18 protein-coding genes are annotated in these 22,733 nt (G+C 64.9%); 15 read left to right on the top strand and 3 right to left on the bottom strand.

The annotated features are described in order from the left end of the window. Window positions 1–276 precede the first annotated feature (276 nt). Window positions 277–1,890: an amidase gene (locus Q7O19_RS00460; RefSeq protein ID WP_303807959.1), complete on the bottom strand. Its 1,614-nt coding sequence runs from the start codon at window positions 1,888–1,890 to the stop codon at window positions 277–279. An 87-nt stretch (window positions 1,891–1,977) separates the two neighbouring features. Between Q7O19_RS00460 and Q7O19_RS00455 the strand changes: the two genes are divergently transcribed. The 10 genes from Q7O19_RS00455 to Q7O19_RS00410 all read left to right on the top strand — a co-directional run bounded on the left by Q7O19_RS00455 (window position 1,978) and on the right by Q7O19_RS00410 (window position 14,050). Continuing rightward, on the top strand, window positions 1,978–3,435 hold the full coding sequence (locus Q7O19_RS00455; protein ID WP_303807957.1) for an ATP-binding protein: 1,458 nt from the start codon (window positions 1,978–1,980) through the stop codon (window positions 3,433–3,435). Then, window positions 3,432–4,325 (top strand): response regulator, encoded by an 894-nt coding sequence (locus tag Q7O19_RS00450; protein WP_303807955.1) that lies wholly within the window; start codon window positions 3,432–3,434, stop codon window positions 4,323–4,325. The genes Q7O19_RS00455 and Q7O19_RS00450 overlap by 4 nt, the downstream gene beginning before the upstream one ends. Before the next feature lie 42 nt (window positions 4,326–4,367). After that, window positions 4,368–4,961 carry an Hsp70 family protein gene (locus tag Q7O19_RS00445; RefSeq protein WP_369692392.1) on the top strand — a complete coding sequence of 198 codons (594 nt, stop codon included), beginning with the start codon at window positions 4,368–4,370 and terminating at the stop codon, window positions 4,959–4,961. Next, window positions 4,918–5,295, top strand: coding sequence for a prepilin peptidase (locus Q7O19_RS00440; protein WP_303807953.1), 378 nt, complete (start codon window positions 4,918–4,920; stop codon window positions 5,293–5,295). Before Q7O19_RS00445 ends, Q7O19_RS00440 begins: the two co-directional genes overlap by 44 nt. A 151-nt stretch (window positions 5,296–5,446) precedes the next feature. Next, window positions 5,447–8,302 (top strand): TonB-dependent receptor, encoded by a 2,856-nt coding sequence (locus tag Q7O19_RS00435; RefSeq protein ID WP_303807951.1) that lies wholly within the window; start codon window positions 5,447–5,449, stop codon window positions 8,300–8,302. 59 nt (window positions 8,303–8,361) lie between these two features. After that, window positions 8,362–9,846 (top strand): phosphoesterase, encoded by a 1,485-nt coding sequence (locus Q7O19_RS00430; protein WP_303807949.1) that lies wholly within the window; start codon window positions 8,362–8,364, stop codon window positions 9,844–9,846. A 5-nt stretch (window positions 9,847–9,851) separates the two neighbouring features. Next, a complete protein-coding gene (locus Q7O19_RS00425) occupies window positions 9,852–10,862 on the top strand; it encodes a phytase (protein ID WP_303807947.1) in 1,011 nt (336 codons plus the stop codon). Between the two features lie 64 nt (window positions 10,863–10,926). Continuing rightward, a complete protein-coding gene (locus Q7O19_RS00420; protein ID WP_303794471.1) occupies window positions 10,927–11,736 on the top strand; it encodes an enoyl-CoA hydratase/isomerase family protein in 810 nt (269 codons plus the stop codon). Beyond that, window positions 11,733–12,914, top strand: coding sequence for an acyl-CoA dehydrogenase family protein (locus Q7O19_RS00415; protein ID WP_303807945.1), 1,182 nt, complete (start codon window positions 11,733–11,735; stop codon window positions 12,912–12,914). The genes Q7O19_RS00420 and Q7O19_RS00415 overlap by 4 nt, the downstream gene beginning before the upstream one ends. Next, on the top strand, window positions 12,914–14,050 hold the full coding sequence (locus Q7O19_RS00410) for an acyl-CoA dehydrogenase family protein (protein WP_303807943.1): 1,137 nt from the start codon (window positions 12,914–12,916) through the stop codon (window positions 14,048–14,050). The genes Q7O19_RS00415 and Q7O19_RS00410 overlap by 1 nt, the downstream gene beginning before the upstream one ends. On the opposite strand, the gene Q7O19_RS00405 is transcribed toward Q7O19_RS00410, so the two are convergent. Next, a complete protein-coding gene (locus tag Q7O19_RS00405) occupies window positions 14,047–16,224 on the bottom strand; it encodes a primosomal protein N' (protein ID WP_303807941.1) in 2,178 nt (725 codons plus the stop codon). The genes Q7O19_RS00410 and Q7O19_RS00405 overlap by 4 nt on opposite strands. A 62-nt stretch (window positions 16,225–16,286) precedes the next feature. Between Q7O19_RS00405 and purB the strand changes: the two genes are divergently transcribed. The 5 genes from purB to Q7O19_RS00380 all read left to right on the top strand — a co-directional run bounded on the left by purB (window position 16,287) and on the right by Q7O19_RS00380 (window position 21,220). After that, the gene (gene purB / locus Q7O19_RS00400; protein WP_303807939.1) at window positions 16,287–17,597 is read left to right on the top strand and encodes an adenylosuccinate lyase; all 1,311 of its coding nucleotides are present in this window, start codon (window positions 16,287–16,289) and stop codon (window positions 17,595–17,597) included. Window positions 17,598–17,627: 30 nt separating this feature from the next. Then, window positions 17,628–17,933: a hypothetical protein gene (locus Q7O19_RS00395; protein ID WP_369692391.1), complete on the top strand. Its 306-nt coding sequence runs from the start codon at window positions 17,628–17,630 to the stop codon at window positions 17,931–17,933. Window positions 17,934–18,061: 128 nt separating this feature from the next. Then, a complete protein-coding gene (locus Q7O19_RS00390; RefSeq protein ID WP_303807975.1) occupies window positions 18,062–18,622 on the top strand; it encodes a phosphoribosyltransferase in 561 nt (186 codons plus the stop codon). Further along, the gene (locus tag Q7O19_RS00385; RefSeq protein ID WP_303807937.1) at window positions 18,619–19,641 is read left to right on the top strand and encodes an adenosine deaminase; all 1,023 of its coding nucleotides are present in this window, start codon (window positions 18,619–18,621) and stop codon (window positions 19,639–19,641) included. The genes Q7O19_RS00390 and Q7O19_RS00385 overlap by 4 nt, the downstream gene beginning before the upstream one ends. A 49-nt stretch (window positions 19,642–19,690) precedes the next feature. Next, entirely contained in the window at window positions 19,691–21,220 is a 1,530-nt protein-coding gene (locus Q7O19_RS00380) for a long-chain fatty acid--CoA ligase (protein WP_303807935.1), read from the top strand. Here Q7O19_RS00380 and Q7O19_RS00375 read toward each other — a convergent pair. Next, complete coding sequence (locus Q7O19_RS00375) at window positions 21,217–22,710, bottom strand: hypothetical protein (protein WP_303807933.1); 1,494 nt, start codon at window positions 22,708–22,710, stop codon at window positions 21,217–21,219. The two genes, Q7O19_RS00380 and Q7O19_RS00375, sit on opposite strands and share 4 nt — an antisense overlap. Between the last annotated feature and the right edge of the window lie 23 nt (window positions 22,711–22,733).

The raw sequence follows: 22,733 nt of genomic DNA, 5'->3' as shown, positions 1-22,733 counted from the left end.
GGATAACTTGGCCCGGCTCGATCCCGCTAAGGATCGAGGTAGAAAGTCACAGCTTCAAAATCATCGGCAACAGGGGTGTTGTGGCTGTTGTGCTAATACGTCAGCGCCCTGTCGCGAAACCTGTTAGTGGTTTGGTGGTGACGTGTGCCAGGTGGATCCGCAGCGCGTAGTCACCCAACAGCCTAGATCCATCCCGATTGCCCTGGCCCATCCCGGTTTGGGTTGCGGGTTTAGGGATCCGCCATGCTCCGCCGCGGCCTGGAACCCTTACGCTTTCTACCGGACGGAGGGCGCAAACAGCTTCTGCACTTCAGGGCTCTCCTCCACTGTCTGCACCATGGCCGGCGTCAGCTTCATAGCAGGGGCCGCCTGTTCGAAGGCATAGCCAAGCGCCAACAGCCGGGCGTCGCTCCACGCTGGGCCGATGAAGCTCAGCCCCACCGGCAGGCCGCGCACGCCGCCCATCGGCACGGTGAGGTGCGGGTAACCGGCCACTGCAGCCAGCCCGCCGGCGCCGCCGCCAGGTGACTGATCGGCGTTGACCGAATCGATGAACCAGGCCGGCGCGGTGGTGGGGGCAACCAACACCTCCACCTTGGCATCGGCCAGCATCTTGTCGATGCCTTCCTTGCCGGCCAGCCGCAGCGAGGTTTCGCGGGCCTTCAGATAGGCTGGATCATTCAACCCCTTTGTGGCTTCGGCCTTTTCAAACGTGTCCTGCCCGAACAGGCCCATTTCTGTCGCCGCATTGGCCTTGTTGAAAGCGATGAGGTCAGCCAGCGTGCGGGGCTTCACATCGGCCGGCGTGGTGGCGAGATAGGCCGCCATGTCGGCCTTCAGCTCGGTCAGCAGCACGGTGAATTCGTTAGGCCCAATCTCGCGGCGATTGGGGGCGGTGGTGATGTCGACCAGCACGGCGCCCTGCGCCTTCAGCACGCCAAGCGCGGCTTCGAAGCGGGCATCAACTCCCGTGTGCCAGCCGGTGGCCCAGCGCAGCACGCCGATGCGGGCACCCTTTAGCGCGTCGGGCTTTAAGGCGGCGACATAATCGGTTTTGCGTGCGTCGGCTTCCCTGGTGGCCGGATCGGCCAGGTCGCTGCCGGCCATCACGGTCAGCAGGCGCGCCGCCAGCGTCACGTCGCGGGTCATCGGCCCGGCGGTATCCTGGCTGTGACTGATCGGCACGACATGGGTGCGGCTGACCAGGCCCACCGTGGGCTTGATGCCCACGATGCCGTTCATCGCCGCCGGGCAGGTGACGCTGCCATCGGTTTCAGTGCCGATCGCGGCATCGACCATTTGCGCTGCCACCGCCGCGCCGCTGCCCGATGATGATCCGCAGGTGTTGCGCGACAATGCGTGCGGATTGCGGGTCTGCCCGCCAACAGCGCTCCAGCCCGAGATCGAGGCATCGGCGCGAATGTTCGCCCATTCCGAAAGATTGGTCTTGCCCATCATCACGGCGCCGGCGGCGCGCAGGCGGGCAAGGAACGGCGCATCGCGGCCGGTCACATTATCTTTCAGGGCCAGGCTGCCGGCGGTGGTGGGCAAGGACCCGGCCATGTCGACATTGTCCTTCACCAGGATCGGCAGGCCATGCAGGGGCCCGCGCGCCTTGCGCTGGCGATCAAGCGCGCGCGCCTGATCAATCGCGGTGGGATCAACCGCGATCACCGCGTTGAGTTTTGGATTCAGCGCCTTGATGCGGGTGAGCGCGGCAGCGGTATTGGCTTCGGCCACCCCCACGGGCTGAGCGCTGGCCATCGCCGTCTGCACTGCCAATGCGCCCGCCACCAGCATCGCCGCCTGTTTCCGCATCTTTGCCCCCTGTTGCAAATGAGTAACGCGCAGACTTTGCCTGCCGTGGCATGATTTGCAACTGCGGCACATCGGTTTAGGCTGTTTGCTGCAGTTGCGAACGAGCAGGATCATGGGGTTGAGATCAGACGGCATTATAACAGGGGTGGAGGCAGGGCGATGAACGTGCCCGGCCCGCATCCGGCTGACACCGATCCCGCCGCCCGCATCGCGGAGCTGGAACAGGCGCGCGCTGTGGCCGAAGCCGCCAACCAGGCCAAGACACAGTTTCTGATGGGCCTGTCCCACGAAATCCGCACGCCGTTGAACGCCATTCACGGCTATGCCCAGCTGCTGGAGCGCGGCGCCGCCATCACGCCAAGCGAAGCCGGGCGCATCATCCGCCGCAGTTCCGAACATCTCGCCGATCTCGTCGACGGCCTGCTCGATATCAGCCGCATCGAATCCGGCGTGATGAAGCTGAACCGCGAGACGGTGGCGTTGCGAGCGCTGGTGGAGCAGGTGGCGGCCATGTTTCGCATCGAAGCGCAGAACAAGGGCCTGGAGTTCGTCTTTAGCCTGCCGCCTAATCTGCCGACCTGGGTGCTGGCCGATGAACGAAGGCTGCGCCAGGTGCTGATCAACCTGCTTTCGAACGCGATCAAATATACCGAAACCGGCAGCGTCAGGCTGTCGGTGCGCTATCGGTCGATGGTAGCGGAATTCGAAGTGGCCGATACCGGCATCGGTATCGCGCCCGAAGATGTCGAGCGCATTTTCCAACCCTTTGATCGCGGCGGCGGTCGTGCATCCGGCGTGGCGCCTGGCATTGGGCTGGGCCTGTCGCTGTCGCGTATGCTGGCGCAGATCATGGGCGCCGAAATCGGGGTGAGGAGCGAGCCCAGCGTCGGCAGCCGTTTCCTGCTGCGACTTTTGCTGCCGCAGCCCAATGCCGCCCCGCCCGACGATCAGGCCCGCGGCCTACCGATAGCATACGAGGGCCGCCGCCGCACCATCCTGGCCATTGATGATGATCCCGGCCAGTTGGCGCTGTGGCAGGAATTGCTGCGCCCGATCGGTTTCAACCTGTTCGTGGCCGGATCGGGCGGTGCCGGGCTGTCGCTGGCGGAACTCGGCCGGCCCGATCTGGTGCTGCTCGATGTGTCGATGCCGGGGCTGGGCGGCTGGGAAGTGGCGCGCCGCCTGCGGGAACGCTTTGGCCGCGAGAACGGCATATTGATGGTGTCGGGCAATGCCAGTGAACTGGTGGGCGTGGTCGGCACCGGCGATCATGATGGCTTTGTGGTGAAGCCGGTGGACCAGCAACTGTTGTTTGGCATGCTGGGCCGCCAGCTTGGCCTGGTCTGGATTTACGAAGGCAGCGTCCCGGATGTGGCCCCGGTTGCTGCGCTGCCCGATGCGGCACGCGCCCATCTGGCCGAACTGGCGCGGCTGGCGCGCACCGGCCATGTGCGCGGGCTGTCGGCGGCGCTGGTTGCCTTGGCCGAAGCCGTGCCCGCCGCTGGCCCGCTGGTTGCGCGCTTGACCGCGGCGTTGGACGCGTTTGATCTTGCTGCCTTTCAGAAGTTGCTGGCAGAACAGCAGCCTGAGGTCGCGAACGGGGAGAAGACGCCATGACCGAAACCCATCACTCCACCATATTGGTGGTGGACGACGCGCCGGCTTCGCTGCGCTTCCTCACGGACACGCTGGAAGGCGAAGGCTATGGCGTGCGCATTGCCCGGGATGGCCACGCCGCACTCGCCAGCCTGGCTGCGGAATTGCCCGATCTGGTGCTGATGGATGCGGTGATGCCGGGCATCGACGGGTTCGAGACGACGCGGCGCATCAAGGCCGATCCGGCACTGGCATCCGTGCCGGTGATCTTCATGACCGGGCTGACCGAAACCGAAAATGTGCTCGATGGCCTGGCGGCCGGCGGCGTGGACTATGTGAAAAAGCCCATCGTGTTGGCCGAACTGCTGGCGCGGCTGAAAGTGCATGTGGGAAATGCCCGCATTGCCGCCGGCGCCCATAGCGCGCTTGATTCCAGTAACCGGCCGCTGCTGGCTTTGGATGGCGAAGGGCGGGTGTTGTGGACGACGCCTAAGAGCGCTGCGATTCTTGATCGCCGCTTTGGCGTAGCGGTAGGCGGGCAGCTGCCACTGGCGCTGGCCGGCCAGTTGCAGCGGCTGGCCCAGGGCGAGGCGCGGGTGAAGCAGGATTTTGCCGATGGCCGGGTGGAGTTTGCCGCCGTGGCCGCCAAGGGCGAAGAGCGGCATTTCCGTCTGACCGAAACGCTGGAAGGTGCCGACGAGAAGCTGCTGGCCCAGCGCCATGGCCTGACCGAGCGCGAAGCCGAAGTGCTGCTGTGGATCAGCCGCGGCAAGGCCAACCGTGAGATTTCCGAGATCTTGGGCATCTCCCCGCGCACCGTGAACAAGCATCTCGAACAGGTTTTCGAAAAGATGGGGATCGAAAATCGCGCGTCGGCTGCCGCTGCAGCTGTGAAAACACTGGCGCAATAAGCGGCGTTTGGCAGCGGCAATGCGGCCCGCTATGCTTGTGCCATGATCATCGGCATCGATCTTGGCACCACCAACAGGGCCGCGGCCTATTGGGCCGATGGCGCACCGCGACTGATCCCCAACCGGCTTGGCGAAAGCCTGACACCATCGGCGGTCGGGCTGGACGATGATGGCAAGTTACTGGTCGGCCGGCCGGCGCGCGAGCGCATGGCCAGCCATGCCGGCCTCACCGCCACGTCGTTCAAACGCTATATGGGCACCCAGCACCGCATCGCGCTGGGCAAGACCGACTATGGCGCCGAAGAGCTTTCCGCGATGGTGCTGCGCAGTCTGAAGGAGGATGCCGAGGCGCATCTGGGTGAGGCGGTGACGGAAGCGGTGATCACCGTGCCGGCCTATTTCAACGACAAGCAGCGCAAGGCCACGCGCCGCGCCGGCGAACTGGCCGGCTTCAAGGTGGAGCGGCTGATCAACGAGCCGACCGCCGCCGCTTTGGCCTATGGCATCCACCAGCTGGAAGGCGAAACCCGCTTCCTGGTGTTTGATTTGGGCGGCGGCACCTTTGACGTGTCGGTGCTGGAAATCTTCGAAGGTGTCATCGAAATGCGCGCGTCGACTGGGGACAACCGGCTTTGACTGGGCCAGCCATGCTGCTGCGGGCGGCGCCTTCTTTGCGTTCGGCCTGCTGGCCTTTGCACGCGGCTGGCTGGGCGGCGGCGATGTGAAGGTGATGACCGGCTGCGCCTGCTGGGCAACCTTGGGCACGCTGGCAGCGCAGGTTGTGCTGATCGCCATTGCCGGCGGCGTGCTGGCGCTGGTGCTGATGCTGCTGCGCCGCGGGCTGGCTGTGGCCGGCGTCACCGGCGACAATGCTCCGCGGCTGGTGCAGGTGGGGGCTGATTTGCCCTATGCCGTGTGCATTTCTGGCGGCATTCTCGTTTGGGCCTGGAGCTTTCTGCCGCTGCCCTAACGGGGTTCGCCCTGTTGCCCGAATGCTTCGTCATGAATTCGACATATCACAGCCACCCAAACGTCATCTGAGAGTCACCATGCTGTAACTCGGGATGGTTAGCGCGCCCTATGTCTGCCGACCACCGGGTTCGGCACAGCGAGGTCTTGTCATGAACTTCAGTTCGTCTGCTCGCGGCACTGCCGCACTTCGTCTCGCTCTGCTTGCCAGCCTGGCTGGCACGCCCGCCATGGCACAAGTGATGGCTGCTGCCGATCAGGCTGGCGGCGATCAGGCCGCCCCCGCCCGCGCGCGCGCTGGCGAAACCACCACCGCCGCCGATGGCGAGATCGTCGTTTCGGGTGAGCGCCCGATCCGCGAATCGGAACGCGCCGCGCTGCTGGTGCAGAAGAACAGCGACCAGCTGGTCAGCGTGCTCTCTGCCGACTCCGTCGGCCGTCTGCCCGACCAGAACATCGCCCAGGCCGTGTCCCGCCTGCCCGGCGTTGCTGTGCAGCGCGACCAGGGCCAGGCCCGCTACATCAACCTGCGTGGTTCGCCGCTGAACTGGACCACCCTGTCGTTCGACGGCATCAACGTCATCTCGCCGGAAGGCCGCGATGCGCGCTTTGACTCGATCCCGTCGGCGATTGCCACCCAGGTGATCGTGCGCAAGGCGGTGACGCCGGACATGACCGCCGAGACGATCGCGGGCAACGTCAATGTCATCACCCGCTCCGCCTTCGACTACAAGGGCCTGCACGTCGCGGCGCGCGGCGGCATCGGCTATGTCGATCTGGGCGGCGGCAAGGAATATGAAGCTACCGGCGTCATCTCTGATCGCTGGGAAACCGGGATCGGTGAGATCGGTGCGGTCATTTCGGGCAGCTACTATGAGCGCACGATGGCCACCGACAATTTCGAAACTGATTGGGAAACCGTCAGCCGCGATCTGCGCCCGGTCGGTTCGAACGAAGACCCCAACGGCCTGATCAACATTGGCGGCGCCAACCGCCGACTGTGGGCGCGTGAAACTGAAAACAAGCTGTATCGCCTGACCCGCAAGAACTACAGCGTCTCCGGCCGGCTGGAATGGGCGCCGGACAGCGACAACAAGCTATTTGTCACGTCGATCTATTCAGCCTTCACCGACAACGAACTGCGCAGCAACTTCATCTTCGACATGGATGACCGCGAGTCAGTCACGCCCAACGCGGCAACTGCCTGCGCCAACAACGTGCTGGCCCCCAACACCACCGGCTATGCCGATGCATGCGTGAACACGCCGTATAAGGGCACGGTCTATGGTATCGACATCAATGCGAACGTGTTGAGCCGCGAGTTTTTGCAATCGGTGTTCATCAACACTATCGGCGGCGATCACAAGTTCGATGCCTGGACGGTCAGCTGGCGCGGCAACTACACCCAGTCCAAGGATGATCGCAGCTTCCCGTCGCAGTTGAACTATGAAAGCCCGGCGTTCGGCACCAATGGCGTCACCGCCACTGGCCGCCCGACGGTGTTTTACGACCTGACTGATCCGCAGCTGGCAAAGGTGGAACTATATCGCACGCTGCGCGCCGCCGATGGCACATTGTCGCGCGGTATACGGCTGGGGTCGATCACGGATTTCGCGGCGCCGCTCAACCGGATCCGCTCCCTTCGGGCGGTGGACACCACCAACGCCTATACCGGCCGTATCGATGTGAGCCGCGAAACCGAGCTGTTCGGCAACACCAAGTTCAGTGTTGGCCTGCAATATGACAATCGCGTGAAGAAAGTTGACTCAAGCCTGCTCGACATCAGCGCCACATCAACCTCCAATGGTAATAATATCTTCACCGCGTCTGGGGTGCCGACCACCCTGCAGGGGGTGGCCATCCCCGGCAATTATCAGGGCCAACTGCCGCTGGGCTACACCTTCCCCTATCATGGTAAGCAGAACATCATCAGCGTTGTGAACCAGGTGCAACCTTTTGCGCCTTACGTGTTCGAAACTGCCAACTTCTACGAAGTGCGTGAAGAAGTCTTGTCAGGCTATGCGATGGCTGTCACCAAGCTAGATTGGGGCAGCATCGTTTATGGCGCGCGCTTCGAACAGGTGAACAACCAGGCCTCGGCGTTCCGTGCCCTCACGCCCGGCGCGGTCACCGCGACGAACTCCGTGTTGGCCACCATCGACCGCAGCTTCAAGCAGGTTTATCCCAGCGTGCACTTCAACTGGAACGCCGCGCCCGACATGAAGGTGCGTCTGTCGTTCAACACCGGCGCGGCGCGGCCGGATTACCCGGTGCTGCGCCCGAACTTCACCTTCAACGATGCAAACTTGACCGTTTCCGGCGGCAACCCCGATGCAACCCCAGAGAAGACCCGCGGTGTCGATCTGTACTGGGAATATTACCCCAGCCGCGGTGGCTTCTTCATGGTAGGCGCGTTTTACAAGGACGTGCGCGACGTGCTGTTTGGTTTCACCCGCCAGTTCGGTTCGGACGTTCTGAACTCTGGCGGCGTCGACCGGTCGGTCTATAATTTCTCCACCACGTTGAACGGCGGCAAGGGCAAGGTCTACGGCTTTGAAGCTGCTGCCCAGCTGCAGCTGGACAATTTCCTTGCGTCGGACAGCTGGATTGGTGGCTTCGGTATCCAGACCAACGTGACGGTGAACCGCGGCGACGCCACCACGCCCGACGGCAGCAAAGTGCGCTTCCCCGGTACCTCCGACTTCGTGATGAACATCGGTCCGTATTACGAGAAGTATGGTTTCTCGGCACGCGTGTCCTACCAGTATCGCTCCAGCTGGATCGATGGCCTGGGTGAACCGGGTGTGGGCGGTGATTTTTATTGGGCCCAAGATGGCGAGTTCGATGTGTCGGCGCGTTATGCCATCACCCGGAACATCGAAGTCTATGCCGATTTGTCCAACCTGCTGAATGGCCCCGGCCGTCGCTTTGTCGGCACCGATGTGCGGACGATTGAGCGTGAAACCTTCGGCCGGCGTTATACCGGCGGCATCCGCGTCACCTATTGATTGACATCATGCCCGCCGCAGCCCTCTGCTGCGGCAGGCCTCGCAAAATGAGCGGTTCCATGCGCTTGATCACTCTGGCGGCATGGACCGCCCTTTGCGTTTCCCCCGCCTTCGCCCACGGCGACCATGGCGGCCTGGCCGAACGGCACCAGAACAAGCCCACCGCCGGCGCCGTGCCCGCCAAGGGCCGGCTGTGGCTGCCGGGTGATCACCATATCCACAGTGAATTCAGCGCCGATTACGAACCCAACCCGGCCAGCCCGCAGACGGCGCCGATCCCGCTGCTCGGCAAGGATGGGCGTTACTCGATCAGCAAGAACGCCCAGATGGCGCGCCAGTTCGGCCTGCGCTGGATGGTGAGCACCGATCACGGCGGCCCCAACCACAGCAAGCTGAATTACGAACAGGCCTGGCCGGAAGTGAACAAGGCGCGGGCCGCCGTGCCGGAAATGCTGATTTTCTATGGCATGGAATTCGATACCCCGGCCGGCGATCATTCAAGTCTGATCATCCCCTTCACCGGCGACGAGCGCAATCAGCTGCGCACCATCGAATCCGGCTTTTCCAAGCGTGAGCCGTGGCCGGCCGACAAGGCGTGGGACAGCGAAGGCTTCATGATCGACGCGCTGAAAATGATGCGCGACCAGAAGGCGCCGCCGGTGCTGATCGCCAATCACCCCAGCCGCTCCGCCACCGCGCCATTTGCCTGGGGCCTCTATACCCCGTCAGAATTCCGCAACTGGAACGACACCGCGCCGCGCGTTGCAATCGGCATGGAAGGCGCACCGGGCCACCAGGCCGGCGCCATCAAGCCCGATGGCAGCCCCGATCCTACTGGCAACCGCGGCGGCTATGGCCGGGCGCCCACGCTGGGCGGGTTCGACCAGATGACGGCGACGCTGGGCGGTTTCTGGGATTCGATGCTGGCTGAAGGCAGGCGCTGGTTTGTCACCGCCACGTCTGACAGCCACAGCAACTGGCGCGATGGCGGCAATGATTTCTGGCCAGGCGAATATTCGAAAACCTATGTGCAGGCGCGTGCCGATCATGGCGACATTGTCGATGGACTGCGTTACGGCCGTATCTTCGTCACCACCGGTGATCTGGTGTCGGAAGTGGATGTGATCGTCAGCAGCGGCAGCAAGCAGGCTGGGATCGGCGGCACGCTCATGGCGCGCAAGGGCCAGACGCTGACCGTTACCATCCGGCTGCGCGATCCGGCGGCGGCCAATGCCGGCGGCCGCACGCCGGACGTGGCGCGGGTTGATCTGATCACTGGGCCTGTCACCGGCTCCGTCGCCGATCGCACAACGGCACGCGCGCCGGCCACCACCGTCACCCACCGCTTCATCGCCGCCGATTGGAGCCGCGATGGCGAGGTGCTGACCATGACCCACCGCATCCCGGCGGTTACCGGCCCGCTCTATCTGCGCGTGCGCGGGACCAGCAGCGATGAGCAGGAGCCGGAAGCCGATCCGAAGGGTGAAGACCCTTGGTCTGATCTGTGGTTCTATGCCAACCCGATCTTCGTAACCGTGAAATGAGGCCGATGCGCGCTGCTTTGCCCTTTCTGCTATTGCTGGCCGCATGCGCGCCGCCGGCCATTGTGCCGGTTGTCCAGACGGCCAGCGTCACTGCCGATGCGGAAACAGCGGCGGTGAAAAGTGGCGATGATGCCGCCGATGATCCAGCCATCTGGCGCAATGCCGCCAATCCCGCCGCCAGCCTGATCGTGGGCACGGACAAGCAGGCCGGCCTGTACGTTTATGGCCTTGATGGCCAGGTGCGCGATTTCAACAATGCCGGCCGGGTCAACAATGTCGATCTGGTCGAAACCCCGGCGGGCGTCATCGTTGCCGCCAGCGATCGCAGCGACGAAGCGAAAGCCCAGATCGCGCTGTTCCGGCTGAATACCACGACCGCGCGGCTGGAACCGATTGGCCGGGTGCCGGCGGGAGCAGGCGAAGCCTATGGAATGTGCCTGTGGGCAACGCCCCGTGCCTTGACGGCGTTCATCGTCATCAAGGATGGCACCATCCGCCAGATCGAACTGGACACCGCCAAGGCCAGCGGCCGCATCGTGCGCAGCCTGAAGCTCTCCACCCAAAGTGAAGGCTGCGTTGTCGATGCCCGCACCGCCCGGCTCTATGCGGCGGAGGAAGACGTGGGCATCTGGCGCTTCGATGCGCGTGCCAGTGGCAGCACCACAGCGGTGAAGCTGGCCGGCGTGGACGGCAAGCGGCTGGTCGCCGATGTCGAAGGGCTGGCGATTGCCGCCGAAGGTGCCGGCAGTGGCGGCTGGCTGGTGGCATCAAGCCAAGGCGACAACGCCTATTCTGTGTATCGCCTCGCCGATGAGCGTTTTGCCGGCCGCTTCCGCATTGCCGAAGGTCGGCTGGGCAGCACTCAGGAAACCGACGGCATCGCGGTGATGACCGGCGATTTCGGCCCGGCCTTCCCACAGGGCCTGATGGTGGCGCAGGATGGCGAGAACAGCCCGGCGCAGAATTTCAAGCTGGTGGGCTGGGGCAAGATCAAGGCGGCGCTAAAGCTGCGCTGAAAGCCAGTTTGACCGCAGGCCCCGGCTGCGCCACCGTGGCGCAAATTACCGGGGAGACCGCGCCATGGCGCTGCTTGAAGGCTATCAACGCTTCACCTTCACCCGCGGCCATTTCGGCCATGAGCGGGTGCTGACCGCCATCATCACCGGCAACAACCCGGTGAACGGCGTTGACGAGGCGATGCACGAGGAACTCGCCCGCGTGTTCACCGAATTGCAGCAGGACAAGGGCAGCGACATCATCGTGCTCACTGGCGCTGGCCGCGCCTTCTGCGCTGGCGGTGATTTCGACTGGTTTGAAGAACAGATCGCCCACCCCAACCAGTTCCGCGACATCGGCTGGGACGCGAAACGCATCGTCACCAGCCTGCTCGATATCGAAAAGCCGGTGATCTGCCGCATGAACGGTGCCGCCGCCGGGCTGGGCGCCACCATCGCGCTGCTGTGCGACATCATCGTCGCCGACGAAAACGCCGTGATCGGCGATCCGCACGTGAAGGTGGGTCTGGTGGCCGGCGATGGCGGCGCGGTGATCTGGCCGCAGCTGATCGGCTATGCCCGCGCCAAGGAATTTCTGATGACCGGCGATCTGATCAAGGCCCCGCGCGCTGAGGCGATGGGCCTGATCAACTATGCCGTGCCCACCGGCCAGCTTGATGCGAAAGTCACCGAGTTGGTGGTCAAGCTGATGAACAATCCCAAATATGCGGTGCGTTGGTCGAAGGTGGTGGCAAACCAGCCGCTCAGGGTGCTGGCGCAGCAGTTGATGGATGCCTCCATTCCCTATGAGACGCTGTCCAACCTCGCCGCCGACCGGGCCGAGGCCGTGCGCGCCTTCCGTGAGCGCCGGCCGCCAAAGCTGACAGGTGAATGATGGCGCCGCCGCTGCCCCCCGTGACGTTCACCGATGAGCCGGAGCATATCGGCCAGCTGCGCGACACAATATGCCGCTTCGTGGCGCAACACGCCCCGCGCGAGGCCCGCATCCAGTGGGATCGTGATCATCGCTGGCCACGCGATGTTTATGCTGAATTGAACAAATTGGGCCTTACCGCGCTGACTGTGTCCGAAGAATATGGCGGCGCCGGGCAGGACCTGGTCGCCGCCGTAGCAGTGATCGAGGAATTGGCGCAGGCCGGGCCGTGCTTGGCTGGACCCTATATCCACACGTCCTTTTATGGCGGCATGAACCTCTCTGAAAACGGCAGCGCCGAGCAGAAGGCGGAGTTCCTGCCGCGGCTGGCCAGGGGGGAGCTGTTCTTCGCCTATGGCCTGTCCGAACCCGATGTTGGCGGCGATCTGGCCAGCGTCACCACCCGCGCACGCCTTGAAGGTGACGAGGTCGTGATCGACGGCGCCAAGCGCTGGTGCACGGGGGCAGACTGGAGCGACTATATCTACACGCTGGTGCGTTCCGGCCCCGCCGAAGACCGCTATCGCAACCTGAGTTTCGTGCTGATCCCCACCAACGCGCCGGGCGTGCGGATGCAGGACATCCACCACGCCAACCTGCGCTACACGGCGAGCCAGGATGTGTATTTCGACAGCGTGCGGGTGCCGGCGGCCAATATCGTTGGCGGACCGGCGATGTGGAACCAGGGCTGGAAGCTGCTCGCGGGCCGCGCACTCGATGTGGAGAAACTGGAGATCACTGCCGTCGCCTTCGGCATTGCGCGGGCTGCGCTGGATGAAGCGTGGGATTATGCGCAATCCCGCGTTCAGTTCGGCAAACCCATCAGCCAGCACCAGGCGGTACGCCACAAACTGGTGGTGGCGCGAACCAAGCTGCAGGCGGCGCGGCACATGCTCTATCACGCTGCGTGGCTGGCCAATGAAGGCCGGCCGTGTAGTGCCGAAACCAGCATGGCGAAATTGTTCGTGGCCGATGTCGGCGTGGAAATCGCGCTCGCCTGTCAGCAGGTGATCGGTTCCTATGCCCTGTCGGACGCGTTCGACATGGAACGCCATGTGCGCGATCTGCTCGGCATGCCGATCGTCGGCGGATCATCCGATATGCAGAAGAATAATCTCGCCAACCTGTGGAAGCTGTGATGATCGCCGAAGCCCTGCTGCAGACGGTCGCCGCCCGCGCCGCCGATACCGAGCAGCAGCGGCGATTGCCGGCCGACCTGGCCGCCGAACTGGCGCAGGCCGGCCTGTTCCGCATGTTGGTGCCAAAATCGCTCGGCGGCGCGGAAACCGATGTTGCCACCCTGTTTAATACCCTCGAACAACTTGGCCGCGCGGATGCGGCCACGGGCTGGTGTGTGATGATCGGCGGCACCACGGCGCTGATCTCGGCTTGGCTGCCCATGGAACACGCGCGGGAAATCTGGTTCGATCCGAACGTCATCACTGGCGGCGTGTTCGCGCCGATGGGGCGGGCGGCGGTGGAGGGTGGCGATTATCTGGTCAGCGGCCGCTGGGCCTGGGGATCGGGCAGCGCCAATTGTTCGTGGCTGCTCGGCGGCGCCGTGATCATGGACGGTGGCGAGATGCGCCGCCTGCCCAGCGGCGCGCCCGATCATCGCATGATGGTGATGCGCCGCGCGGAGGTTGAGCTGATCGACACCTGGGATGCGCTGGGCATGCGCGGCACTGGCTCGGGCGATCTGGCCGCCAAGGATGTGCGCGTGCCGCAGAGCCGCAGCGTGTCCTTCATCACCGACACGCCGCGTGAGGCTGGCCCGCTATATCGCTTCGCCCCCTTCGGCCTGCTGGCACTCGGCATCGCGGCGGTGGCCAGCGGCAATGCGCTGGGTGCGCTTGATGATCTGAAGGCGCTGGCGGTGGCCAAGAAGGGGCAGGGCAGTAGCCGCAGCCTCGCCGAACGCGGCGTCGTGCAGGCGGATTTCGCCGTGGCGCAGGCCGATCTCGATGCCGCCCGCGCGCTCGCCCACGCCGAAATCGCAACTGCGTGGGATCGCGTCGTCGCCGGCGATGCGCTTGAGCTTTCAGTGCGTGCCCGGTTGCGGTTGGCGGCGACGCGCCTCACCCAGGTCTCGGCGCGGGTGGCCGCCAAGATGCACGAACTGGCCGGCGGCACCTCGGTCTATGCCAGCCACCCGCTGAACCGCCGCTTCCGCGATGCCCATGTGGCGACCCAGCATGTGATGGTTGCGCCGCCGACGCTGGAACTGGCCGGCCGCGTAATGCTGGGACTGCCGGCGGATGCGTCGATGCTCTAGACGAAGCTGTAGGGGTCTACATCCACCACCACGCGCACGGAGGACGGCAACACCGCGTTGACCAGCCAGTCACGCAGTATCGCCGGCAGCGGCAGGTCTCGCCTTGCCTGCACCAGCAGCCGGTGGCGGTGTCGGCCGCGCAGCATGGCCAGCGGGGCGGGGGCGGGGCCCAACACCATCAGCCCCTCGCGCTGCGGCGCGGCGGCGCCCAGTGCATCGGCGGCGGATTTTGCGGCGGCAGCGTCTTCCGAAGACACGATCAATGCCGCCAGCCGCCCGAAAGGCGGCAAACCCAGATCGCGCCGCGCCGCAATTTCGGCGACGAAGAATGCGGCGGCATCGCCCCTTGCCAGCGCCTGCATGATCGGCGCCTTTGGCTGGTGCGTCTGGATCAGCACGCGGCCCGGCTTCTGCCCGCGCCCGGCGCGCCCGGCGGCCTGCACGATCTGTTGCCAGGTCCGCTCGCCCGCGCGCAGATCGCCACCCGAAAGGCCGAGATCGGCATCGACCACGCCCACCAGGGTGAGATCGGGGAAGTGATAGCCCTTGGTCACCATCTGGGTGCCGATGATCACGTCCACCTCACGCCCCTCTACGGCGGCCACCAGCGCGGTAGCGCGGGCGCGGCTGGTGATGGTGTCGCTGGTCACCACGGCGGTGCGCGCCTCTGGCCAGGTGCGGCGCACTTCTTCGGCGATGCGCTCCACGCCAGGGCCGCAGGCGACCAAGTGATCGGCCTCGCCGCATTCCGGGCATTGTTCGGGCACCGGCATCTGGTGGCCGCAGTGATGGCACGCCAGCCGGCGCGACAGGCGGTGTTCGACCATCCACGCCGTGCAATTGGGGCACTGGATACGGTTGCCGCAGGCCCGGCATAGCGTGAGCGGGGCATAGCCGCGGCGGTTGAGGAACAGCAGCGACTGTTCGCCCTTGGCCAGTGCGTCGGTGATGGCGGCGACCAGCACCGGAGACAGCCAAGTGCCGCGCGCCGGCGGATGGCGGGTCATGTCCACCAATGTCACGTCGGGCAGTTCCGCCCCGCCAAAACGGCTGGGCAGCACCAGATGGCGATAGGTGCCGCGGCTGGCCAGCACCTGCGTTTCAATGGCCGGGGTGGCGGTGGCGAGGATGATGGGCAGGCCCTCCATCCGCCCGCGCATTACCGCCACGTCGCGGGCGTGATAATGCACGCCCTCTTCCTGCTTGAAGCTGGCTTCGTGGGCTTCATCGACGATGATGGTTTTGAGGTTGGCATAGGGCAGGAACAGCGCCGACCGCGCGCCCACCACCACCTTGGCGCGGCCATCGGCAATCGCGGCCCAGGCGGCGCGGCGCTCGCTGGTTTTCAGATCCGAATGCCACGACAGCGGCTGGCAGCCGAAACGGGCGGCAAATCGCGCCAGCCACGGCGCGGTAAGCGCGATTTCCGGCACCATCACCAGCGCCTGCCCGCCGTTGCGGATCGCCTGCGCGACGGCTTCGAAATAGACTTCGGTCTTGCCGGACCCGGTCACGCCTTCCAGCAGGATCGGCGCGAATTCGCCCGCATCCACAGCGGCGACCAGTTCATCGGCCACCGCCTGCTGATCGGCGGACAACGCGGGCGGTGCAAACGCCGGGTCCGGTTCAGGCGGGGTGGCATCGCCGGCCACGCGGGTTGCAATCAGCGTGCCGGCGGTGACGAGTCCGCGAATCACAGCGTCCGAAACGCCGGCCATGCGGGCCAGATCGCGCGCCGTGCCCTGACGGCCTTCCAGCCGCTCCAGCGCTTGGCTCCGCTCCGGCGTTAGTCGCTTCGGCACCGGGCCGCCTAGTCGATATTCGGTGAACTCCCTCGGGCTGAGGAACGCCACCGATGGCCACGCCATGCGCACCACCGATTGCAGCGACGCGACATAATAATCGGCGGTCCATTCGATAAGGCGGCGCAGCGGGTTGGCCAGCGGCGGCAGATCGAGCCGCGCTGCCACCGGCCGCAACCGGCTGGCTGGCACATCAGGCTCCGCCAACCGTTCCGCATCCCATACCACCCCTGTGATGCGGCGCGGGCCCAGTGGCACTTCCACTGCGTCACCGGGTTGCAGCACCATGCCGGCCGGCACGGCATAATCCAGCGCCCCCAGCCCATGCTGGAAGGGGATGACGCGGACACGAGATGGGGGCGAAGTCACCATCCGACAGATAGGCAATCGCCGCATCACATGCTAGGCGCGCCGCACATCAAAGAGGCCTGTGCATGATCCCCCGCTATTCCCGCCCCGACATGGTTGCCATCTGGGAACCGGAAGCCCGCTTCTGCATCTGGTTCGAGATCGAGGCGCATGCCACCCAGAAGCTGGCCGATCTGGGCGTCGTCCCGCAGAGCGCCGCCAAGGCCTTGTGGGATTGGTGGGCGACCAAGCCGGCCATCGATGTCGCCGCCATCGACGCCATTGAGGCCATCACCAAGCATGACGTGATCGCCTTCCTCGATTGGGTGGCGCAGCAGGTTGGGCCGGAAGCGCGCTTCATGCATCAGGGCATGACCAGCAGCGACGTGCTCGATACCTGCCTTGCGGTGCAACTGGCCCGCGCGTCCGATATCCTGCTCGCTGATATGGATGCTCTACTCGCCGCCATCAAACGCCGCGCGGTGGAGCACAAGTTCACTCCCACCATGGGCCGCAGCCACGGCATCCACGCCGAGCCGACCACCTTTGGCGTCAAGCTCGCGCAGGCCTATGCCGAGTTCGACCGTTGCCGCGCGCGGCTTGTGGCAGCGCGGGCCGATATCGCCACCTGCGCGATTTCGGGCGCGGTCGGCACCTTCGCCAATGTCGATCCGCAGGTTGAGGAATATGTGGCGCAGCAGTTGGGCCTGTCGGTTGAGCCGGTTTCCACCCAGATCATCCCGCGCGATCGCCACGCCATGTTCTTTGCCACGCTGGGCGTGATCGCCAGCAGCATCGAACGGCTGGCCATCGAAGTGCGCCACCTGCAACGCACCGAAGTGCTGGAAGCCGAGGAGTATTTCTCGCCGGGCCAGAAGGGCAGCAGCGCCATGCCGCACAAGCGCAACCCGGTGCTGACCGAGAACCTGACCGGCCTCGCCCGCATGGTCCGCTCTGCTGTCACCCCGGCGTTGGAAAATGTGGCGCTGTGGCACGAGCGCGATATCAGCCACAGCAGCGTGGAGCGCTACATTGGCCCCGATGCGACCGTCACGCTCGATTTCGCGCTGGCGCGTCTGACCGGCGTGATCGACAAGCTGCTCGTCTATCCGGAGCGGATGGAAAAGAACCTCAATCGCATGGGCGGCCTCATCCATTCTCAGCGTATCCTGCTGGCGCTTACCCAGGCCGGCCTGACCCGCGACGACAGCTATCGCCTGGTGCAGCGCAACGCGATGAAGGTGTGGGAATCCGATGGCGGCCTGAGCCTGCTGGACTTGTTGAAGGCCGATGCCGACGTGTCCGCGCGATTGTCCAACGCCGAATTGGAAGGCCTGTTCGATCTTGGATATCATTTCCGTCATATTGATACGATATTCACCCGCGTGTTCGGCTGAACTTTGACCACCCAGCCCACTGGAGTCTGCATGATGAACCTGCTGCTTGCCCTTATTCTTGCCGCCCTGCCGGCGGCTGCTCTGGCGCAAACCGCGACCGAAACCCCGGCGGCGCCGGCTGCTGCGGCCGTCACGCTCGACACGCCGATTGAAGTGCTGATCGCGGCTGAAAAGACCAAGGCCATCCTCGATGCCCGTGTGCCGGGCCTGACCAGCCATCCGATGCTTGACCAGTTCAAAGCGATGAGCCTGAAGCAGCTGCAGTCGATGGCCGGCGGCCAGCTCACCGATGCAATGCTGGAAGCGGTTGCTGCCGATCTCGCAAGCGGCAAGTAGGGCCCCTGGCTGGCATTATCGGCCCTGTCCTGCACGCAAGAAAAATGTCACCCTGCCGGGCATGAGGCCTGATCCGGAAACCCCCGTGCCGGCCTTGGCCGGGGTACCTGCATAAGTGACGTCAAGAAATCTGGCTGACCGCCGATGAGCTGCTGGGCGACAGTTTCCGGCTAGCGCGCGCTGTGCTGGAGAGCGGTTTCCGGCCGACACATCTGGTCGGCATCTGGCGCGGCGGCGCGCCGATCGGGATCGCCGTGCAGGAATTTTTCGATGTGCACGGCGTGGAATGCGATCACATCACCATCCGCACCGCGAGCTATACCGGCATCGACAAGCAATCGAAGTCGGTGAAGGTCTATGCGCTCGGCTATCTGATCGACACACTGAACGCCAACGACCGGCTGCTGGTGATCGATGACGTGTTCGACTCTGGCCGCAGCATCGAGGCGGTGCTGACCGAACTCAAGGCGCGCTGTCGCGCCAACATGCCAGCCGATATCCGCATCGCCACCGTCTGGTACAAGCCGGCGCGCAACCAGACGGCGCTGAAACCGGATTATTTCATCCACGAAAGCAACGAGTGGCTGGTGTTCCCGCATGAAATCGACGGGCTGACGCCTGAAGAAATTCGCGCTCACAAGCCCGCGGCCGACGTGATCCTGGCGCCGATCGAAGGACTGAAAAAGTGACCGGATTTGATTCGCGCGAGGCCCGTGCCGCCTTCATCGCCGGCCTGCCCAAGGCCGAGCTGCACCTGCACATTGAAGGCAGCCTGGAGCCGGAGATGATGTTTGCGCTGGCGCAGCGCAATGGCGTCAGCCTCGTGTTTGAGAGCGTGGAAGCGATCCGTGCCGCCTATGGTTTCTCCAACCTGCAGGATTTCCTCGACATCTACTATCAGGGCATGGCGGTGCTGCTGACGGAGCAGGATTTCTTCGATCTGACGACAGCCTATCTCGACCGCGCCGCCACCGATGCCGTGCGCCATGTCGAGATTTTCTTTGATCCGCAGGGCCACACGGCGCGCGGCGTGCCCATGGCCAACGTGGTCGGCGGCATCGCCCGCGCGCTGGCCGAGGCGGAGGAGCGCGGGATCACGTCCCGGCTGATCATGTGTTTCCTGCGCCACCTGCCTGAAGCCGACGCCACGCTGGATGCGGCATTGCCCTTTCTGTCGCTGATTCACGGCGTTGGCCTTGATTCGAGCGAAGTTGGCCACCCGCCGGAGAAGTTCGTTCGCGTCTTCGCCCGCGCCCGCAGCCTCGGCCTCAAAGTCGTTGCCCACGCCGGTGAAGAAGGGCCGCCCGACTATGTGTGGCAGGCGCTCGACGTGCTGAAGGTGGACCGGATCGACCATGGCAACCGCGCGCTGGAAGATGCCGCGCTGGTGCAGCGCATTGTCAGCGACGGGCTCACGCTCACCGTTTGCCCGCTGTCCAATCTGAAGCTGTGCGTGGTCGACGATCTTGCCCAACACCCGCTGCGTCGCATGCTCGCGGCCGGGCTGCGGGCGACGGTGAACAGCGATGATCCGGCGTATTTTGGCGGTTATGTGAACGCCAACTTCGTCGCCGTGGCCGATGCGCTCAACCTGACGCGGGACGAGATCATCACGCTCGCCCGCAACAGCTTCACCGGCAGTTTCCTGCCGCCGGCAGAGCAGGCCGTGCACCTGGCCGCCATCGACAGCTTCGCCGCCACATATTGACCAGGCGCGGCGCAGCCAGCATCAACAGCCCAACTCTGGGGGAGCGAACATGACCAAGGCCGATATCGGATTGAACAGCTGGTTCAGCCGGCGGGGGCAGCAAACGCCGGACCGGCCGGCGCTCACCTTCGAAGGCACGACCCGCAGCTATCGCGAGATGGGCGATGCCGTGGGCAGGCTGGCCACGGCGCTGAAGGCCGGCGGCATCTGCCGGGGTGACCGGGTGGGTTATCTGGGCCTCAACAACCCGCTCTATTTCGATCTGTTGTTTGCCGCCGCGCGGCTTGGCGCCATCTTCGTGCCGCTGAACTTCCGCCTCACGGGCCCGGAACTGGATTACATCATCAATGATGCCGGCGTGCACACGCTGGTGGTCGATGGCCCGCACCGGCCGGTGATCGACAGCGTACGGGATCGCCTGTGTTGCCGGCGCTTCCTGTCGGCCGATGGGCCGGCCGATGGTTGGCAGCCGATCACGGAGTTTGTGGGCGATGCCGCCCCGCTGGCCGATCGGGTGGAAACCGCCGAGGATGACGTGGCGGTGATCATGTACACATCGGGCACCACCGGTTGGCCCAAGGGCGCCATGCTCACCCACGGCAATTTCTGGTGGGCCAACATCAACGGCGCGCTGGGCGCCGATGTGTCCGAGAAAGACGTGAGCCTGGTGATGGCGCCGCTGTTCCATATCGGCGGCCTCAACGTCACACCCTTGAGCTGCTGGCAGAAGGGCGGGCATGTCGTGCTGCACCGCGCCTTCGATCCGGCGCGCTTCATCGCTGATGTGCGCGAATATCGCGTCACCACCACCTTTGCCGTGCCAGCGATGCTGCTGTTTGTTGCCCAGCAGCCGGATTTCGAAGCCGCCGATTTGTCGTCCTTGCGCGTCATCATGTGCGGCGGCGCGCCGGTGCCAGAACCCTTGTTGCGGCTCTACAACGCCCGCGGCATTCCGATGAACCAAGGCTATGGCCTCACCGAAACCGCGCCGTCGGGCACCTATCTCGGGCCCGATTTCGCGCTGGCCAAGCTGGGTTCGGCCGGCAAGCCGATGTTCTTCGTCGATCTGCGCATCGTGGGCGAGGATGGCCGCACGCCGCTGGGGCCGAACGAGCGCGGCGAAGTGATCATGCGCGGGCCTAACATCATGCGCGGATACTGGAACAAGCCGGAAGCAACCGCGGCGGCCATCGATGCCGAAGGCTGGTTCCATTCGGGCGACATCGGCTATCTGGATGAGGACGGCTTCCTCTATATCTGCGACCGCCTGAAAGACATGATCATCAGTGGTGGCGAGAACATCTACCCCGCCGAGGTGGAAGCCGTGCTCTATGATCACCCGGCCGTCGCCGAAGTGGCGATCTTTGGCGAACCCAATGAAAAATGGGGCGAAAGTGTCACCGCCGTCGCCGCGCTGAAGCCTGGCACCAGCCTCGATCTCGAAACCCTGCGCGCCTGGGCGACGGAGCGCCTGGCCCGCTACAAGCTGCCGACCCGCCTGGAAATCGTCACCGCCCTGCCGCGCAACCCGGCTGGCAAGGTGCTGAAGTTCGAGCTGCGCGATCGATTCAAGCGTTAACGCGGAGGGGCGATCGCGGCCGGCAGATCGCGGCCATATTTCAGGAAGGCGGCCTTCACGTCCGGCCGAGCTTTCAGGGCCCGCATCGCGGCCTTGGTCAGCTTGTCGGGTGCGTTCGGGCGGTCGTTGATCAGGAAGGGCTGAAGTTCGAACAGCGCATCGTCGCGGCTGCTTTCGTCGTCCAGCCGCTTGATCAGCACGGCGGCGGCCGCGTCGAGCCGGCCAAGGCAGGAGAAGGCGGCTTGCAGGGCGCGGTTGTTGCCCTCTTTCGTCCAGCCGGCGGGCAGGGAGATTTTCTGTGCTTCGGCCATTTTGCCAGACCGGGCCAGGGCACACACCCGTATGCCAGCCAGTGCCTGCTTGCCATAGTCGTTCAGATCACTGTTTTCCGCCGCCACCACCCGCGCCAGCGCGTCGGCATGGCGGCCGGCCTCTTCCGCCATGTCAGCAGCGATGAGGCGGAAAGCCAGGGTGTTGGGCCGGCCTTCGGCGGGCAAGCCGGCGACGGCATCGAGCACGGCCAGCGCTTCATCGGTGCGGCCGGCATCGCTCAGCAGCGCCGCCTTCAGGTTCATTGTCCACAGCTCGCGGTTGGTCATTTTCGCCAAGGCTTCGGCGGTGCCGCCGATGTCCTTTATGCGCTCCAGCGCTTCCGGTTCCTTGCTGGCGATGTTCAGCGCTTCGGCCACGCCGGCGCGGGCCACGATGGATTGCGGTCTGGCGGCGAGTTTCTGCTCGGCGGCGGCGATGAAGGCGGCATCGGCGGTATCGGCACTGGGGCCGAGCCGGGCTTCTAGTGCTGGCCACAGCGGTTGGTAGCGGCGATCGATGGCCAGGCGGGCGATGTTGGCGGTGTTGATCAGCGTGGCGATGATCGGCTTGGCATCCTCCAGCCGGTCGCGTTTGGCCAGCCCGGCAATCACGGCAATGCGCAAGGCATCGCCGTCGCTCACCGTTTCGTTGGGCGGTGCATAGCCGGCGGCGACCAGCGTATAGGCCAGATCAAAGCTCCGCTGTTCGTCGCTGGCGGTGGTACGCTGCACATCGGCGATCAGTTCGTGCGGCAGTTCGGCCAGCCATTTCGGATTGGATTCAGCGACCAGCTGCAGTGTTTGCGCCGCGCCCTTCACATCACCGGTGATGGCGCGCAGCACGAACAATTGGCGCAGCAGCAGCGGCGTGGGATTGAGCGCTGAGACCACCGCCAATTCGATGGCGGCGCGGGCTTCGGCGAACTTGCCGATCCGGGCCAGTGCAAAACTGCGCAGGCCTTCCACCTGGCCCTTGTCGGCCGGCAGATCGGATTCGGCCAGCAGCGGATCGAGGATGGCCAGCGCCTCGGCTGGCTTGCCATTGTCCACCAGCGCGGCGGCCTGTGCCAGCCGGCCGGCACGGTCCGGAACAGCGCCTGGTAGGGTGCTTGGCGCCGCCGCGATCAACAGGGCGGCCAAGGGTGCCAGCAAAAAGACCGGTTTGAAACGATGCATCATGGCCCCACAGTAGCCGCAAAGTA

Origin of the sequence: Sandarakinorhabdus limnophila DSM 17366 (assembly GCF_945882885.1) — a bacterium.
Taxonomy (GTDB): Bacteria; Pseudomonadota; Alphaproteobacteria; order Sphingomonadales; family Sphingomonadaceae; genus Sandarakinorhabdus; species Sandarakinorhabdus limnophila_A.
The sequence above is the reverse complement of the archived record's forward strand: the minus strand, read 5'-3'. Positions and strand labels throughout refer to the sequence as shown.

What these genes read in the sequence shown, in the direction of transcription:
- Q7O19_RS00380 (WP_303807935.1), top strand. Translation starts at nt 19,691, where the DNA reads ATGACCAAGGCCGATATCGGATTGAACAGCTGGTTCAGCCGGCGGGGG.
- Q7O19_RS00420 (WP_303794471.1), top strand. Translation starts at nt 10,927, where the DNA reads ATGGCGCTGCTTGAAGGCTATCAACGCTTCACCTTCACCCGCGGCCAT.
- Q7O19_RS00455 (WP_303807957.1), top strand. Translation starts at nt 1,978, where the DNA reads ATGAACGTGCCCGGCCCGCATCCGGCTGACACCGATCCCGCCGCCCGC.
- Q7O19_RS00410 (WP_303807943.1), top strand. Translation starts at nt 12,914, where the DNA reads ATGATCGCCGAAGCCCTGCTGCAGACGGTCGCCGCCCGCGCCGCCGAT.
- purB (WP_303807939.1), top strand. Translation starts at nt 16,287, where the DNA reads ATGATCCCCCGCTATTCCCGCCCCGACATGGTTGCCATCTGGGAACCG.
- Q7O19_RS00435 (WP_303807951.1), top strand. Translation starts at nt 5,447, where the DNA reads ATGAACTTCAGTTCGTCTGCTCGCGGCACTGCCGCACTTCGTCTCGCT.
- Q7O19_RS00375 (WP_303807933.1), bottom strand. Translation starts at nt 22,710, where the DNA reads ATGATGCATCGTTTCAAACCGGTCTTTTTGCTGGCACCCTTGGCCGCC.
- Q7O19_RS00445 (WP_369692392.1), top strand. Translation starts at nt 4,368, where the DNA reads ATGATCATCGGCATCGATCTTGGCACCACCAACAGGGCCGCGGCCTAT.
- Q7O19_RS00430 (WP_303807949.1), top strand. Translation starts at nt 8,362, where the DNA reads ATGCGCTTGATCACTCTGGCGGCATGGACCGCCCTTTGCGTTTCCCCC.
- Q7O19_RS00405 (WP_303807941.1), bottom strand. Translation starts at nt 16,224, where the DNA reads ATGGTGACTTCGCCCCCATCTCGTGTCCGCGTCATCCCCTTCCAGCAT.
- Q7O19_RS00395 (WP_369692391.1), top strand. Translation starts at nt 17,628, where the DNA reads ATGATGAACCTGCTGCTTGCCCTTATTCTTGCCGCCCTGCCGGCGGCT.
- Q7O19_RS00450 (WP_303807955.1), top strand. Translation starts at nt 3,432, where the DNA reads ATGACCGAAACCCATCACTCCACCATATTGGTGGTGGACGACGCGCCG.
- Q7O19_RS00415 (WP_303807945.1), top strand. Translation starts at nt 11,733, where the DNA reads ATGATGGCGCCGCCGCTGCCCCCCGTGACGTTCACCGATGAGCCGGAG.
- Q7O19_RS00460 (WP_303807959.1), bottom strand. Translation starts at nt 1,890, where the DNA reads ATGTGCCGCAGTTGCAAATCATGCCACGGCAGGCAAAGTCTGCGCGTT.
- Q7O19_RS00425 (WP_303807947.1), top strand. Translation starts at nt 9,852, where the DNA reads ATGCGCGCTGCTTTGCCCTTTCTGCTATTGCTGGCCGCATGCGCGCCG.